Origin of the sequence: Polynucleobacter sp. JS-Fieb-80-E5 (assembly GCF_018882015.1) — a bacterium.
Taxonomy (GTDB): domain Bacteria; phylum Pseudomonadota; class Gammaproteobacteria; order Burkholderiales; family Burkholderiaceae; genus Polynucleobacter.
The window spans coordinates 271,774-285,104 of record NZ_JACVPH010000004.1 but is presented as its reverse complement, the minus strand read 5'-3'; the positions used below and the strand labels follow the sequence as shown (position 1 = coordinate 285,104).

At 45.0% G+C, this 13,331-nt stretch carries 14 protein-coding genes; 4 read left to right on the top strand and 10 right to left on the bottom strand.

Annotated features, from left to right (window positions below; all coding sequences use genetic code 11):
- The first annotated feature begins 23 nt into the window (after positions 1-23).
- From ribH to ICN44_RS08085, 3 genes are all read left to right on the top strand, one after another.
- Positions 24-539, top strand: coding sequence for a 6,7-dimethyl-8-ribityllumazine synthase (gene ribH, locus ICN44_RS08095; protein WP_216263444.1), 516 nt, complete (start codon positions 24-26; stop codon positions 537-539).
- 5 nt (positions 540-544) lie between these two features.
- Positions 545-1,054 carry a transcription antitermination factor NusB gene (gene nusB, locus ICN44_RS08090; RefSeq protein WP_216263443.1) on the top strand — a complete coding sequence of 170 codons (510 nt, stop codon included), beginning with the start codon at positions 545-547 and terminating at the stop codon, positions 1,052-1,054.
- Positions 1,055-1,165: 111 nt separating this feature from the next.
- Positions 1,166-2,638, top strand: coding sequence for an NAD-dependent succinate-semialdehyde dehydrogenase (locus tag ICN44_RS08085; RefSeq protein WP_216263442.1), 1,473 nt, complete (start codon positions 1,166-1,168; stop codon positions 2,636-2,638).
- Between the two features lie 44 nt (positions 2,639-2,682).
- Here ICN44_RS08085 and trmB read toward each other — a convergent pair whose 3' ends face one another.
- The 3 genes from trmB to ICN44_RS08070 are packed head-to-tail and all read right to left on the bottom strand — an operon-like array spanning position 2,683 to position 4,808.
- Entirely contained in the window at positions 2,683-3,462 is a 780-nt protein-coding gene (gene trmB / locus ICN44_RS08080; RefSeq protein WP_216263441.1) for a tRNA (guanosine(46)-N7)-methyltransferase TrmB, read from the bottom strand.
- Positions 3,459-3,923: a DUF2721 domain-containing protein gene (locus ICN44_RS08075; RefSeq protein ID WP_216263440.1), complete on the bottom strand. Its 465-nt coding sequence runs from the start codon at positions 3,921-3,923 to the stop codon at positions 3,459-3,461. Before ICN44_RS08075 ends, trmB begins: the two co-directional genes overlap by 4 nt.
- Before the next feature lie 39 nt (positions 3,924-3,962).
- Complete coding sequence (locus tag ICN44_RS08070) at positions 3,963-4,808, bottom strand: undecaprenyl-diphosphate phosphatase (protein ID WP_216263439.1); 846 nt, start codon at positions 4,806-4,808, stop codon at positions 3,963-3,965.
- A gap of 120 nt (positions 4,809-4,928) precedes the next feature.
- On the opposite strand from ICN44_RS08070, the gene ICN44_RS08065 reads away from it, so the two are divergent.
- Positions 4,929-6,554, top strand: a complete 1,626-nt coding sequence (locus ICN44_RS08065) for a TolC family protein (protein ID WP_216263438.1) — start codon at positions 4,929-4,931, stop codon at positions 6,552-6,554.
- Here ICN44_RS08065 and waaC read toward each other — a convergent pair.
- The 7 genes from waaC to ICN44_RS08030 are packed head-to-tail and all read right to left on the bottom strand — an operon-like array spanning position 6,535 to position 13,271.
- Positions 6,535-7,617 (bottom strand): lipopolysaccharide heptosyltransferase I, encoded by a 1,083-nt coding sequence (gene waaC / locus ICN44_RS08060; protein ID WP_216263437.1) that lies wholly within the window; start codon positions 7,615-7,617, stop codon positions 6,535-6,537. The genes ICN44_RS08065 and waaC overlap by 20 nt on opposite strands.
- A gap of 41 nt (positions 7,618-7,658) precedes the next feature.
- Entirely contained in the window at positions 7,659-8,198 is a 540-nt protein-coding gene (gene rfbC, locus ICN44_RS08055; RefSeq protein WP_255537515.1) for a dTDP-4-dehydrorhamnose 3,5-epimerase, read from the bottom strand.
- Positions 8,199-8,221: 23 nt separating this feature from the next.
- Positions 8,222-9,151, bottom strand: coding sequence for a glucose-1-phosphate thymidylyltransferase RfbA (gene rfbA, locus ICN44_RS08050; RefSeq protein WP_216263435.1), 930 nt, complete (start codon positions 9,149-9,151; stop codon positions 8,222-8,224).
- A 43-nt stretch (positions 9,152-9,194) separates the two neighbouring features.
- Complete coding sequence (gene rfbD / locus ICN44_RS08045) at positions 9,195-10,217, bottom strand: dTDP-4-dehydrorhamnose reductase (protein WP_370624885.1); 1,023 nt, start codon at positions 10,215-10,217, stop codon at positions 9,195-9,197.
- Positions 10,177-11,235, bottom strand: coding sequence for a dTDP-glucose 4,6-dehydratase (rfbB, locus tag ICN44_RS08040; RefSeq protein WP_216263434.1), 1,059 nt, complete (start codon positions 11,233-11,235; stop codon positions 10,177-10,179). The genes rfbD and rfbB overlap by 41 nt, the downstream gene beginning before the upstream one ends.
- Positions 11,236-11,250: 15 nt before the next feature.
- Positions 11,251-12,189 (bottom strand): hypothetical protein, encoded by a 939-nt coding sequence (locus ICN44_RS08035; RefSeq protein ID WP_216263433.1) that lies wholly within the window; start codon positions 12,187-12,189, stop codon positions 11,251-11,253.
- A gap of 17 nt (positions 12,190-12,206) precedes the next feature.
- Positions 12,207-13,271 carry a glycosyltransferase family 10 domain-containing protein gene (locus ICN44_RS08030; RefSeq protein ID WP_216263432.1) on the bottom strand — a complete coding sequence of 355 codons (1,065 nt, stop codon included), beginning with the start codon at positions 13,269-13,271 and terminating at the stop codon, positions 12,207-12,209.
- Between the last annotated feature and the right edge of the window lie 60 nt (positions 13,272-13,331).

Genomic DNA, 13,331 nt, shown 5'->3' with positions numbered 1-13,331 from the left:
GCCTGAATATTTTAAAGATTGATATGACGAGTTCCACTAATGATTTTGTAGGCGTATTAGAAGCTGATCTCAATGGTCAAGATCTCCGCATCGGTGTTGTGCAAGCACGCTTTAATGAAGATCATTGCGTTGCCCTGACAAATTCCTGCATCAATGAATTGCTTGCACTTGGAGTTTCTCAAGCAGATATCAAATTGGTTACTGTTCCTGGCGCATTAGAAATTCCATTTGCCCTCCAAAAAATGGCCGAGACTGGTGAGTTTGATGGCTTAGTTGCCCTAGGTGCAGTGATTCGTGGTGAGACCTATCACTTTGAATTGGTCTCTAATGAATCTGCTTCAGGCATCACTCGCATTTCTATTGACTCTGGACTACCAATCGCCAATGGAGTACTCACTTGTGACACCGCTGAGCAAGCTCATGCCCGCGTGCAAGTAAAAGGTGCAGAATGTGCTCAAGCAGTAGTGGAGATGGCAAACCTAGCCTTAGCATTAACTCCTGATATTGATATCGAAATCAACTCGAGTGAAGAAGAATAATTCGCATGTCTACATCTAGCCAGAACCCACAAAACCCCCAAGCCGGCAAAGAAGTGAAGCCTGCTCCAAAGCGCTCACTGACACCACGTCGTCGCGCTCGTGAATACGCACTGCAGGGTGTGTATCAAAGCCTAGTCATGCGTCGTGCTGGCAGCATCCCCAATGGTGCCGCCATTGCCAAGCAACTTGCTGAAGATCCAGCATTCCGTCGCTGCCAACTTGATCTCTTCCAAGGTATTTTTGATGGCGTACTGGCTCGTACCGATGAGTTGGAGGCGATTATTACCCCTGCATTAGATCGCCCAATTAACGAACTTTCTCCAGTTGAGCATGCAGCATTACTCATTGGCGCCTATGAACTAGCTATCGATCTTTCGGTACCTTACAAAGTGGCCATCAATGAAGCGGTTGAACTTGCTAAAACCTTTGGCGGCACTGATGGCCATAAGTATGTCAATGGTGTTCTTGATCTACTTGCCCAGAAGCTTCGCACCGCCGAGACTCAGGCAGGCTAATCACCCCCTAACTAGCATTAAAGAATCTCAGCCTCCAGGCCCTAAAAGCTTGGGGGCTATTTTATTTATTGAGGGATAAAATGATCTACATCTATACCAAGGTCAAATATCATGCAAAAAGTAGACATTCGTAGTCAATTACAAGATTCAAGCCTTTTTAGAGAAGAGGCTTTTATTGATGGCAAATGGGTTGGCTCTAAAAATACCTTTGCCGTTTCTAATCCAGCCACTGATGAGATCATTGCTTCGGTAGCGAACTTAGAAACCAAAGATGCTGAGCTCGCTATCGCCGCAGCTGAAAAGGCACTGCCTGCATGGCGCAGCAAATTAGCCAAAGAACGCGCGCAAATTATGCGCAAGTGGTTTGACCTCATTATCGAAAATACACAAGATCTTGCAAAGCTCATGACGCTCGAGCAAGGCAAGCCTCTAAGCGAAGCTGCCGGTGAAGTTGTTTATGGCGCTTCATTTGTGGAGTGGTTTGCTGAAGAAGCAAAGCGAGTTGAAGGCTCCATCCTCGGAACTACCTGGAGTGATAAGCGCCTCATGGTTCTCAAACAACCGATTGGTGTTTGCGTAGCTATTACGCCTTGGAACTTCCCGATTGCGATGATCACGCGCAAGATTGCACCTGCATTAGCGGCGGGATGCACCATCGTGATTAAGCCTGCTGAATTGACACCGCTATCCGCTTTAGCTTTGGCTGAACTTGCCAAGCGTGCGGGTATTCCAGATGGGGTGATTAATATTGTTACTGCAGATGCCAATCAATCCATTGTCATTGGTAAAACACTTTGCTCCTCACCAACAGTGCGCCATCTATCGTTCACAGGATCTACAGAAGTCGGCCGTATCCTGATGGAACAGTGTGCGCCAACCGTCAAAAAAATCGCTCTAGAATTAGGTGGGCATGCGCCGTTTATTGTTTTTGAAGATGCCGATATCGATGCCGCCGTCAGTGGTGCCATGGCTTCTAAATTTAGAAACTCTGGTCAAACTTGTGTTTGTGCAAACCGCTTTTATGTTCATAAAAAAGTACATGATCAGTTTGTTGAAAAGTTTGCTAAGGCACTTTCCATTATTAAAGTGGGTAATGGGTTGGACACCGGCATTACTCAAGGCCCCCTGATTGAAACCGCTGCTCTTGAGAAAGTACAAAAGCATGTTGCCGATGCACTTAGTAAAGGTGCCAAGCTGGTTACTGGCGGCAAACAGTCTATTGAAGGCAAGAACTTTTATGAGCCGACCATTCTGGCCAATGTAAGCAGTCAAATGCTGATTACCTATGAAGAGACCTTTGGCCCGATAGCGCCAATCATTCCTTTTGAGAGTGATGAAGAGGTTATCAGGTTGGCGAATAGTAGTCAGTTTGGTTTGGCATCGTATTTCTATAGTCGTGACATTGGCCGTGTCTGGAAAGTAGCTGAGGCCTTGGAGTACGGCATGGTGGGCGTTAATACTGGATTAATCTCTAACGAGGTTGCTCCCTTTGGTGGCATTAAACAATCTGGCCTGGGACGCGAAGGTAGTGTCTATGGTATGGATGAATACCTTGAGATGAAATACGTCTGCGTGGGCTTATAAGCCCATAGATCTCTTTTTATTGATTTATTTTTTAGTTACTTGGTTTATTTTTTCTTGTAGACCAAATCCCAAACGCCGTGGCCTAGCTTAACGCCACGGTTTTCAAACTTCGTCACTGGGCGGTAGTCTGGTCGTACGACATAACCCTGATGTTCTGCATTGAGTTGTTCAAGGGTAGGCTTAAATTCATTGCAAACCTCACCAGACTTAGCAACATCCTCAGTAGTGAAAGTTTCCACTTGCATCAATTCAGTCGAAGTGTTTTGCAAAGTAGTTTCGGCATTCAGCACCAAGAGCATTTGCTCGGCATAGTTATGCCAATCGGTAGCTAAATGTAAATACCCGCCCGGCTTTAATCTAGAGACTAAAAGTCTTATAAATTCAGACTGAATTAAACGACGCTTATGGTGACGCTTCTTATGCCAAGGATCTGCAAAGTAAATATGAATACCATCCAGTAAATCCGGCGCCAGCATATTCTCCAAAACTTCAACAGCATCATGGCGTATGAGTCTGAGATTACTAAGATTGTTCTCACCTATGAGCTTCAGCAAGGCGCCGACGCCAGGAGGATGAACCTCGATAGCTAAAAAATCATCGCCCGATCTTAAGGCGGCAATCTTGGCAGTAGTCTCGCCCATACCAAAGCCAATCTCCAATATCTTTGGTTTAGTTGAGCCGTTAAATGATTCAATTAAGTTGAGATTGGATGCTTGATAAGGAAGTAAAAACTGGGGGCCCAATTCTTCAATTGCGCGCTGCTGACCAGCGGTAGTTCTTCCAGCCCTTAATACGAATGAGCGAATCCTATCCACTCTCTTCATTTATCAAAGCCATTCGGCGTATTCCAGCCAGCTGAGCGATAGGCATAAACAACCTCAGCTAGCACAATGGATAAAGAGGTCATAAAAAAGATGAGGCCAAGTACAAATGTCCAAATGACATAGGCTGTCTGCAATGAACGCACCGCACCCGCTTGAAAGAAAAATAATTCAAGCACCGTTAAGGAAATAAAAACACCACTGAGAACATCAAAAAAGATTGCGGCGGTACAAAGTCGACCCCGGATTTGAGCTTCATCAGCCTCTTTATGCATGTGCTGCAGTATTGCCGCATCCTTTACCTCACCCAGGTTAATAGAATGTCGAATCGCCCGCATACGATCGACTGAACGAGCTAAGCGTCCAGAAATCGCATTAATCAGAGTTGCTACAGCAGTTAACAAAAATACAGGGGCCAGTGCCAGCTGAATGTTATTGGTAATTGCGTCTATTGATACATCCATATTGAAATACCTTAACTTTGATGAGGGGTATTGGTTAGATCAGTGAGACCAAGCTATTAATCCGCTGTAAGCAGTCAATAACACTAACAAGCCGAAAGCGATTCGATACCAAGCAAATGGAATGAAGTTGTGGTGGGCAACATAATGAATTAACCAGCGAACGCAGATAAATGCAGAGATAAAGGCGGCAACGAAACCAACAATAGTAGCTAGAGTGAATTCTCCAGAGAAAGCCACCGGCGCCTTCCAAAGCTTGAGCAACTCATAAGCAGTAGCGCCACCAATCACTGGTATAGCCAAGAAGAATGAGAACTCTGTAGCAACAGCGCGAGGTAAGCCAAATAGCATGCCACCAATAATGGTTGCGCCCGAGCGAGACGTTCCCGGAATCAAGGCCGCACATTGCGCTAAGCCGACTTTGAGTGCATCCAAGGGAGTAAGGTCATCCACTGATTTAATGTGACTAGAAACATCCGCACGATTTTGCTGACGACGTTCAGCCCAAAAAATAACTAAGGCCCCCACAATAAAAGCGCTCGCTACTGGAATCGGCGAAAACAACACCGCCTTAATATGTTTACCAAACAAGAAGCCCAAGCCCATTGCAGGAATAGAAGCGATTAATAAGTTCAGTACAAAGCGACGCGCAATGGGACTGCCCGAGAATGAGGTAGCAACCTTTATGAGTTTCTGGCGAAACTCCCAGCAAACCGCCAAAATAGCGCCAAACTGAATGATGACCTCAAAAGCCTTGCCTCGATCATCATTAAAGTTGAGCAAATCTCCAACCAAAATCAGATGCCCAGTACTAGAGATCGGCAAAAACTCCGTTAGCCCCTCTACCACCCCCAGAATGACTGCTTTTATTAACAAAATTAGATCCATAGACCAAATTTTATAGGTATCTAGAGGTAAAGCAGGGTATTTGGCAAAATAGCGTCTAAATGAGCATTTTGAATAAATTAGCCTTAAACTGCATGGCACATTGAAAAGTATCCGAATTACATGACCCCAACCCGCTTTAGACTTTCTCGACTTACCGCCTTTGGTTTGATCCTCAGTCAAGCGCTCGGTCTCGGCACCTGGTCATTCGACGCCCTTGCGCAAAGCCCCAGCGCGGCCCCTAGACCAGCCTTACCCACCCCAATGAGTGCATCGACTCTGATTGGCTTAGAGCAGCCACCACAGATAGCACCTCCACCCAATAAGACCGCGTTACCTGATAGTGCAACCCCATCCTATCTTGGAAATAACAAGTCAGGTAATAGCAATGCTCAATACAATGACCTCATTCAGCTTTATCAAGATGCCGCGTTTAGCGATCCAGTTTTAAACGCTGCGCGCTTTAACTATCAGGCGAGCAAAGAACTCTTCTGGCAGGGCCTCTCTTTATTACTACCTCAAGCCAATGCAACACCTGGTGGTACTCGGTACTACCAGCATGGTGCTGGGTCTACAGTTGTCTCCACAGGCCCGGGCAACTCCCGTGTCTTTGACCAGAAGAGCTACACCGTAACCCTTACCCAGCCTGTTTTTAATATGGCGGCATTAGAGGCATTTAAGCAAGGCGATCTGAATACCAAGATTGCTGATATGAATTTCTTTCAAGCTCAGCAAGATTTAATTCTGAGAGTTTCACAAGCTTACTTTGATGCGCTAACAAGTCAAGACAATGTGGCGCTCTATCGCAACAAGAAAGATCTGATTAAGCAGCAGCTAGATGTTGCACAAGCCAAATTTGATGCCGGTTTAGCAACGATCGTAGACGTTAATACAGCCCAAGCTAGCTATGACCTTACCATCTCTCAAGAGATTGCTGCACAAGCAGATTTAGTTGTAAAGAAGGGTGTGCTGGAGCAATTGGTTGGACATCCAGTTGCCGCACTCAAGCCTTTAGTAAAAGCAGCCAAAATTGATGGTGTGCTGAAAGATCCTCGAAGTAAAAGCAAAGAAAATAAAAGCACCCCTCTTGTTGATAACGTCAATCCAGTACTGCCACCTGGTCAAACTTTAGATGACTGGATTAATCAAACGGAAGCCGCAAACTTTAAAGTCTTAGCAAGTCAGCTTTCAGTTAGCTTGGCCGAAAGCACTTATCGCGCAGCCCAGGCCTTGAACTATCCATCACTCAATTTAGTGGGCACTTCAGGCTATAACACCTCAAACGGCACACCGAATAATTACTCACCAGCTCAAACTAACGTCTATAACAATACTATTGCGTTACAGATGAGCATTCCATTAGTTTCTGGTGGCTTCAATAGCTCCGTCATTAGACAGAATGCTGCTTTGGTGGATACCGCTAAAGCCAACTATGACAATGCAAGACGTACTGCAGCACAAAATACGCGCGCAGCATTCACTGGCTTCTATGGTGGTCTAGCGAGTGTTAAAGCCTATGAAGCGGCAGAGAGATCTTCAGAGTCCGCCGTGGAATCTAGTCGACTAGGCTTTCAGGTTGGGACTTTAATTAATATCGACGTATTAATTGCAGTCGATACCTTGTTTACTACCCGCTCCCTGCTGCAGCAAGCGCGCTACAGCACAGTCTTAAATGCGCTCAAACTCAAAGCAAGTGCGTCCAGTCTATCCGATGAGGATTTGTTGGCGATTAATTCTCTGCTGCGTTAAGTAGCAAATTCATAGAGGCTTCAATCACTTCTGCCACACTTGGTGGCGTCTGAATATCACCGACATTGCGAATGCTCTCAGACCAATAACCTTCGGTCTTCCATCTAGGTGAGTCACAATAAATTTCTACTGTTGGCTTACCCAACACTGCTGCTAAATGGGTCAAGCCAGTATCTACACCAACTGTGAGTGCAGCACCCGTAATGACTGAGAAAGCATCTTCAATTGAAAATGCAGGTGGCACTATCGCGCCCGGTATTTGACCTGCAATTTGAATACTGACATCTCTCTCCGCAGCACTTCCCCAAGGAAATACCACTTGTAAGCCCTTGCCGGATAACTCCTTACCCAGCATTACCCAATTTTCATTGGGCCAACGTTTTGCCTCTCTAGCTGTTGAATGAAAACATAGCACATAGGGAGACTTCAATTTCTCGAAGATGCTTAATGAAGTCGTATTCAGAGAATCAACGTAAGTCTGTGGATAGAATTTTGGGGCGCTAGCACGATCAACCAAAGGCCAATCTAACGCAGAACACATGACCCAACGGGAACGGTCTACCGCATGACACTGAGTGGGGACCTGGACCGATTGGTTGTAGAAAGAACGGGCTATCGGCTCGTAACCAGAAAACTCAGTTGCATTGGCAAGTCCTGCAATCACAACATTTGGGGATTTGCTAGCCAAATAACAAACAATGGCCGATTTAAGCAGTCCTTGAGTTTCAATAATGACGTCATAAGAAACTTCTTGCAGCTCTTTTTTGAATCTAAAAAATTGCTGCCATGTTGACGCCTTGAGAAGATTCTTTTTCCAGCGACGCAAACCAAATGGAATGATGCGATCTATACCTCTAAATCCATCGCGACTTAAAAGTGGCTCAAGCAAATGAACATAACCTTCCTCAACTACCCAGTCAATTTGGGCATGCGGTAGGCGTGCGCGCAAATCCCAAACAATCGGTAAGTTATGAAGCACATCCCCCAACGAGGAAAGCTTCACTAACAAAATCTTAGGATCAGAAGAATGATTTACCACGGAGGTAGAAGATACAGCGCTCATATGAGCATTATCTTATCTTTTTAAGAGCGCCTGATATCGCATTAGAACTTCGGAGCCGCATCCCATGAATGGCCAGCTGCATCTTTAGCATTCATATTGGGCTGAATACCAGTAGGCAAAGGCCACTCAATAGCAATCGTTGGATCATTCCAGGCAAGACAGGCTTCGCTTTGCGGGTGGTAGTAATCAGTGGTTTTATATAAAAATTCTGCCGTTTCTGAAAGCACTAAAAAGCCGTGTGCAAGTTTTGCTGGAATCCATAACTGCTTATGATTCTGCGCGCTGAGTTCAACACCAACCCATTTGCCATAAGTTGGAGAATCTTTGCGGATATCTACTGCAACATCAAAGACGCTACCAGCGACGACTCGCACTAATTTACCTTGAGTCTGCTCCAACTGATAATGCAGCCCACGCAAAGTCCATTGACGAGAAAAGGAATGGTTGTCCTGAACGAATTCAACATCCAGCCCGGTTGCTTTAGCAAAGTCTTCTGCATTAAACGATTCAGTAAACCAACCGCGCTCGTCACCAAATACTTTGGGTTCTACGATGAAAACATCATGAATAGCGGTTGGCATTATTTGCAATTTAGAAGGGGTGCTCATTTGCTAGTCTTCTTGGCGGATAGAGAGATGGGTTGCGCAGAAGTGTTGAGCTCATTCAAAATCTTGCTGAGATACTGTCCATAACTATTTTTACTTAGCTGTGCTGCCACTTTTTGAACTGCTTCTGCAGTGATCCAGCCTTGACGATAAGCAATCTCTTCGGGGCAGGCAACCATTAGTCCCTGGCGCTTCTGCAGCGTGGCGATAAAGCCAGCAGCATCGAGCAATGAGTCGTGAGTTCCCGTATCCAACCAGGCAAAGCCACGGCCCATGATTTCTACGCTTAATTCATTCTTTTCCAGGTAAACACGATTTACGTCGGTAATCTCAAGCTCCCCACGAGCGCTAGGCTTAATCGAGGCTGCAATGTCGCACACTTGGTTGTCATAGAAATACAAACCAGTAACTGCGTAACTGCTTCTTGGCTTTAGAGGCTTCTCTTCAATCGAGAGTGCTTTGTAATCTTTATCAAACTCAACCACGCCATAGCGCTCAGGATCATTCACGTGATAAGCGAATACTGTTGCGCCAGTACCGCGATCGTTTGCACTATCCAATTGGTCAACCAATTCATGACCATAAAAAATATTGTCGCCAAGAACTAAGGCGCTAGGATTATTTCCTACGAAATTCTTACCCAAAGTAAATGCTTGTGCCAAACCATCTGGTGAAGGCTGCACACAATATTCAATATTGAGACCCCACTGCGAACCATCACCCAATAACTCTAAGAATCTAGGTGTGTCATGCGGGGTGGAGATAAGCAAAATGTCACGAATACCAGCCAACATTAAAGTGCTTAAAGGGTAATAAACCATCGGCTTGTCATAAACCGGCATTAGTTGCTTAGAGACAGCCTGAGTAACTGGGTACAGACGAGTTCCAGACCCACCAGCCAAAATAATGCCCTTACGATTTACAGCCATGCAAATTACCCCTATTTAGTACCTCAGGCAGCAAGAGGGGTTTTTAGATCAAACCATCCGCAGCAAGCTTGGATACGTATTCTTGAACTATGCCATCCCAAACTGGGAAATTTGGCATATTTTGGGGTTCATTATAAGAGTTTGAAGCTTCCAAAAGGCTGCCTTGTAGTGCGTGACGCAATTTAGCGCTCTCCATACGGGAATTCATTGGTCGTGGGGCTGGCAAGGGGTATTCGATAGCCGGAATAGGCTTAATAGCCCCAGGTTTTGCTTTCAGCGTGATTCCCGCATCAAGGGCAGTCTGAATCGCCAAACAGGCTAATCCGTGCCAGGTGGTTTCTCCAGCAGGCACGGCGTGATAGATGCCAGAAGCAAACTTTTTAATCTTGAAGTGCTCATCCAGAGCTAGACTAAGACTTACTTTTGCGAGCCAATTTGCGCTAGTTGGAGCACCATGCTGATCATGAATGACTTTGAGCTCTTCACGATCCTTTGCTAAGCGCAACATTGTTCTGATGAAATTACCGCCATCACCATAAACCCAGCTTGTTCTGAAAATAGCAAACTGACCTAGCGATGAATTTGCAAAAGCCTTTTCTATAGCAAGCTCGCCAGCTGCTTTACTTTTTCCGTAAACACCTAAGGGATTGCGTACATCGTCCTCTACATACCAGCCATCTTTACTGCCATCAAACACATAGTCAGTGGAATAGTGCAAGAAAGTGGCGCCATGTTGAGAAGCATATTGCGCCATAAATTCTGGTGCTCGCGCATTAATGGCGTATGCCATATCAATCTCAGTCTCAGCTTTATCAACGGCTGTATAAGCGGAAGCATTAATGATGAGACTTGGCTTTTCTTTAGCAAGCAAAGCATTAAGAGCCTCGCCGTTACTGAGATCGCATTCAGTGCGACCAACATATTGAATGTTCACTTTATCCGGAAGTGCTACAGCATCAAAAAGCACTCGGAAGGCTTTACCTAGTTGACCATCTTTACCAAACACCAGAATATTCATCGGGAACTTAGTTGTATTGCTTTTGGACCCAGTCGCGATAAGAGCCACTCACTACGCCCTCGATCCAAACTGGATTGTCCAAATACCACTGAACCGTTTTACGAATTCCTGTATCAAAAGTCTCCGCCGGGCGCCAGCCAAGCTCACGCTCTACTTTGCCAGCATCAATTGCATAGCGACGGTCATGACCAGGACGGTCTTTTACAAAGGTAATTTGCTCAGCATATGGCTTGCCGTCAGCGCGTGGCTTGAGCTCATCCAAAATACGGCAAATCGTTTTCACAACATCGATATTGGCTTTTTCATTCCAGCCGCCAATGTTATAGGTCTCACCCAATTTACCTTTAGCCAATACTTCACGAATTGCCGAACAGTGATCGCCAACGTACAGCCAATCTCGAATCTGTTGACCATCGCCATAAATTGGCAAAGGCTTGCTATTAAGTGCATTCAATATCACTAAGGGAATCAACTTCTCTGGGAAGTGATAAGGGCCATAGTTATTGGAGCAATTGGTAGTGACTACTGGGAACCCATAGGTATGAAACCAAGCGCGCACCAAATGATCTGAAGCTGCTTTGGACGCTGAATAAGGACTGTTTGGCTCGTAAGGATTGGTTTCTGTGAAAGCAGGATCAGTCAACGATAAAGAACCATACACTTCATCGGTAGACACATGATGAAAGCGGAATCCCTCTTTCTCTTTTCCCTCAAGAGTATTCCAATACTCGCGTGCGCACTCTAATAAATTAAATGTACCAACAATATTCGTTGTTACAAATTCAGCTGGACCATGAATTGAACGATCCACATGACTCTCAGCAGCAAAGTTGACGATGGCGCGCGGCTTATGCTCTTTTAATAACTTAGCAACTAACTCTTTATCTCCAATATCGCCATGAACAAAAATATGGCGTGGATCATTTTTTAAAGAGTCAAGGGTGGCCAAGTTGCCGGCATACGTTAATTTATCTAAATTAATAATGCCCTCGTTGCCCGGAACCTTGAGCCAGTCCAAGACAAAATTACCACCAATAAAACCTGCGCCGCCTGTTACCAAAATCATTTGATTGCCTCTAATTTAAGGGGTATGCATCAATTGTAGATACTTGTTAAAGCGTTTCTTACCAAATATCAAAATGCCTAATTTTTTAATGAGCTTTACTGCGCCTCTAGGCTTAGGAAGCACTAAAGGTTCATCAGATCCAGAGGCCTTATTGCAGTTAATCAAGGCAGGGTTAATAAAGATGCGGAAACCCTTTTGTCGCAACTCTCGATGAAAGGGGGTGTGGTCAGCAACATCTATGCCTCCAGCCTGTGCATCTGTCCCAGCATATCTACCCGCCAAAAATGCTTCGCGCTTATAGATTCCTAGGCCACCAAATGCAGAATCCACTTCAATGAGGTCTGCGCGAGGATCAATTACCACTTGTTTGCAACCAAGCGCAATCTCGGTAGCTGCCTTGTCGCCCAGGATTGCTTCTAAGCGATGCTTTTGTTCCCAGCAATCCATGGGGTTCCAATGGGGATGGCTTAATGCCCAAATATCATAGTAACCACCAAGCTGGTTGGCCGTAATGACATCCCACGGCTCATCCACTTCCCAGCATTGCGCAATTTTTTCTTGAGTCACCAGACCATTCATACCGTCCAAATCGGCCATAGCGACGTAATCTATATTTTGATATTTTGGATCACTAGCCACCGCATCAATAATTAAATTTCTAGCGTATGCAATCCGATCCGTTCTTTTTGGAAGTTTTTTGCTGAGTTGACCAGCAGTGATGAATGAGAAATTCTTGAATTTCTTAGACATCTCTTCCAGTCTTTGCAGAGTGTCGTCACTAGAATCACTCTCAACAATAAAACAATAGACTGCCTTAAATTGACCAAGGCTCGTCAGAACCTTTTCAATATCGTTAGCAATATGATTAGAGGCATTTCTGACGGGGCCAGCCAACAATATCTCCGAATCAGCGATAGGCTTTCTAGATCGTGAGCTTAAGTTTATTAAAGTCATAACGAATTATTGCACGGCTAGTTGTGCTTGAGCCCGGCAACGATGCACTTGGCAAAGCTCTCTGAGCTATATGGAGTAAAGCCCGAGCTCTTTAAAAACTGAATGGCAGCCTCTTGATAAGAAGCAAAGGTTTGCGCAGTCATGGTGCTAATAAATTGATTTAGGGCACCATAATCAGCGAATTTTCGGAAATCAATAAAACAACCGGGCGGAATTACATCAACCACATTAGCTTCACCCCAATAAATAGGAATGCAGCCAGCAAATAAACAGTCAAAGATCTTTTCAGTTAAATACCCCGGAATATCTCTCGCATTCTCGAAGCAAATGCAAAACTTGGTCTTACTCAAAACTTCATGCTTAGTTGTTGCGGGCCCTTGGTAACTGGGAAACACTGGCCTTGATGTAATCCATGGATAAATTTTTTCCATGCGATAACGAAGCTTGCCTAATTTACCTAATCGCTTTTGTGGAACTTTCCAGCCATTGCCATAGAGCTTCAACTCTCCAGGCGCGTGCTTTTCAAACCAACGAACCGCTCGCACTCTTTCCGAATAGAGCTCTCGGTCATCATGCGCGTTGGCATGCCGATTGCTCCCAATCAAACACACCAAATGAGGTCGCTGAGAAAAAGGCGGACTTACAAAGTCTTGCCCACATTCCGCTGGGATGGGGTTGGGGTGAAATATCTCAATGAAGCGTTCGGCAGGAATGATTCTTCCTTGATCATCCGAAAAGCCTTTTTCAAGTAAATCCTTATTCCAAGTAAAAATGCCATCGAAATGATTGAGGTATTGATATTCAGCATTTCTGGGGACTGTTAGTGGTGTTTCATACAGAATTAAGTAATTCTTCTTGATGGATGCAGAAACAAAGTCGACTGACTCAACATAGAGCCCAAAATCTAGACTTACACCATTCTTCTCATTGACGTCTGCAGTATGTAACTCGACATCTTGACTCAGTGCCACTTCCTGCAAAACACGCATTGGCTCAAGACAATTGTCTCGATTACGCAGGCTGTGAGGGTTGAAAATGTCATCTCCCCCATTTTCCCAACCGTAAATACTGCCAATGAGCATAAATTACCTATTTATATGGAATCAGAGGGTTTGCAGTTTTCAGTAAACATACCGAAAGCC

What these genes read in the sequence shown, in the direction of transcription:
- ribH (WP_216263444.1), top strand. Translation starts at nt 24, where the DNA reads ATGACGAGTTCCACTAATGATTTTGTAGGCGTATTAGAAGCTGATCTC.
- nusB (WP_216263443.1), top strand. Translation starts at nt 545, where the DNA reads ATGTCTACATCTAGCCAGAACCCACAAAACCCCCAAGCCGGCAAAGAA.
- ICN44_RS08085 (WP_216263442.1), top strand. Translation starts at nt 1,166, where the DNA reads ATGCAAAAAGTAGACATTCGTAGTCAATTACAAGATTCAAGCCTTTTT.
- trmB (WP_216263441.1), bottom strand. Translation starts at nt 3,462, where the DNA reads ATGAAGAGAGTGGATAGGATTCGCTCATTCGTATTAAGGGCTGGAAGA.
- ICN44_RS08075 (WP_216263440.1), bottom strand. Translation starts at nt 3,923, where the DNA reads ATGGATGTATCAATAGACGCAATTACCAATAACATTCAGCTGGCACTG.
- ICN44_RS08070 (WP_216263439.1), bottom strand. Translation starts at nt 4,808, where the DNA reads ATGGATCTAATTTTGTTAATAAAAGCAGTCATTCTGGGGGTGGTAGAG.
- ICN44_RS08065 (WP_216263438.1), top strand. Translation starts at nt 4,929, where the DNA reads ATGACCCCAACCCGCTTTAGACTTTCTCGACTTACCGCCTTTGGTTTG.
- waaC (WP_216263437.1), bottom strand. Translation starts at nt 7,617, where the DNA reads ATGAGCGCTGTATCTTCTACCTCCGTGGTAAATCATTCTTCTGATCCT.
- rfbC (WP_255537515.1), bottom strand. Translation starts at nt 8,198, where the DNA reads ATGCCAACCGCTATTCATGATGTTTTCATCGTAGAACCCAAAGTATTT.
- rfbA (WP_216263435.1), bottom strand. Translation starts at nt 9,151, where the DNA reads ATGGCTGTAAATCGTAAGGGCATTATTTTGGCTGGTGGGTCTGGAACT.
- rfbB (WP_216263434.1), bottom strand. Translation starts at nt 11,235, where the DNA reads ATGATTTTGGTAACAGGCGGCGCAGGTTTTATTGGTGGTAATTTTGTC.
- ICN44_RS08035 (WP_216263433.1), bottom strand. Translation starts at nt 12,189, where the DNA reads ATGACTTTAATAAACTTAAGCTCACGATCTAGAAAGCCTATCGCTGAT.
- ICN44_RS08030 (WP_216263432.1), bottom strand. Translation starts at nt 13,271, where the DNA reads ATGCTCATTGGCAGTATTTACGGTTGGGAAAATGGGGGAGATGACATT.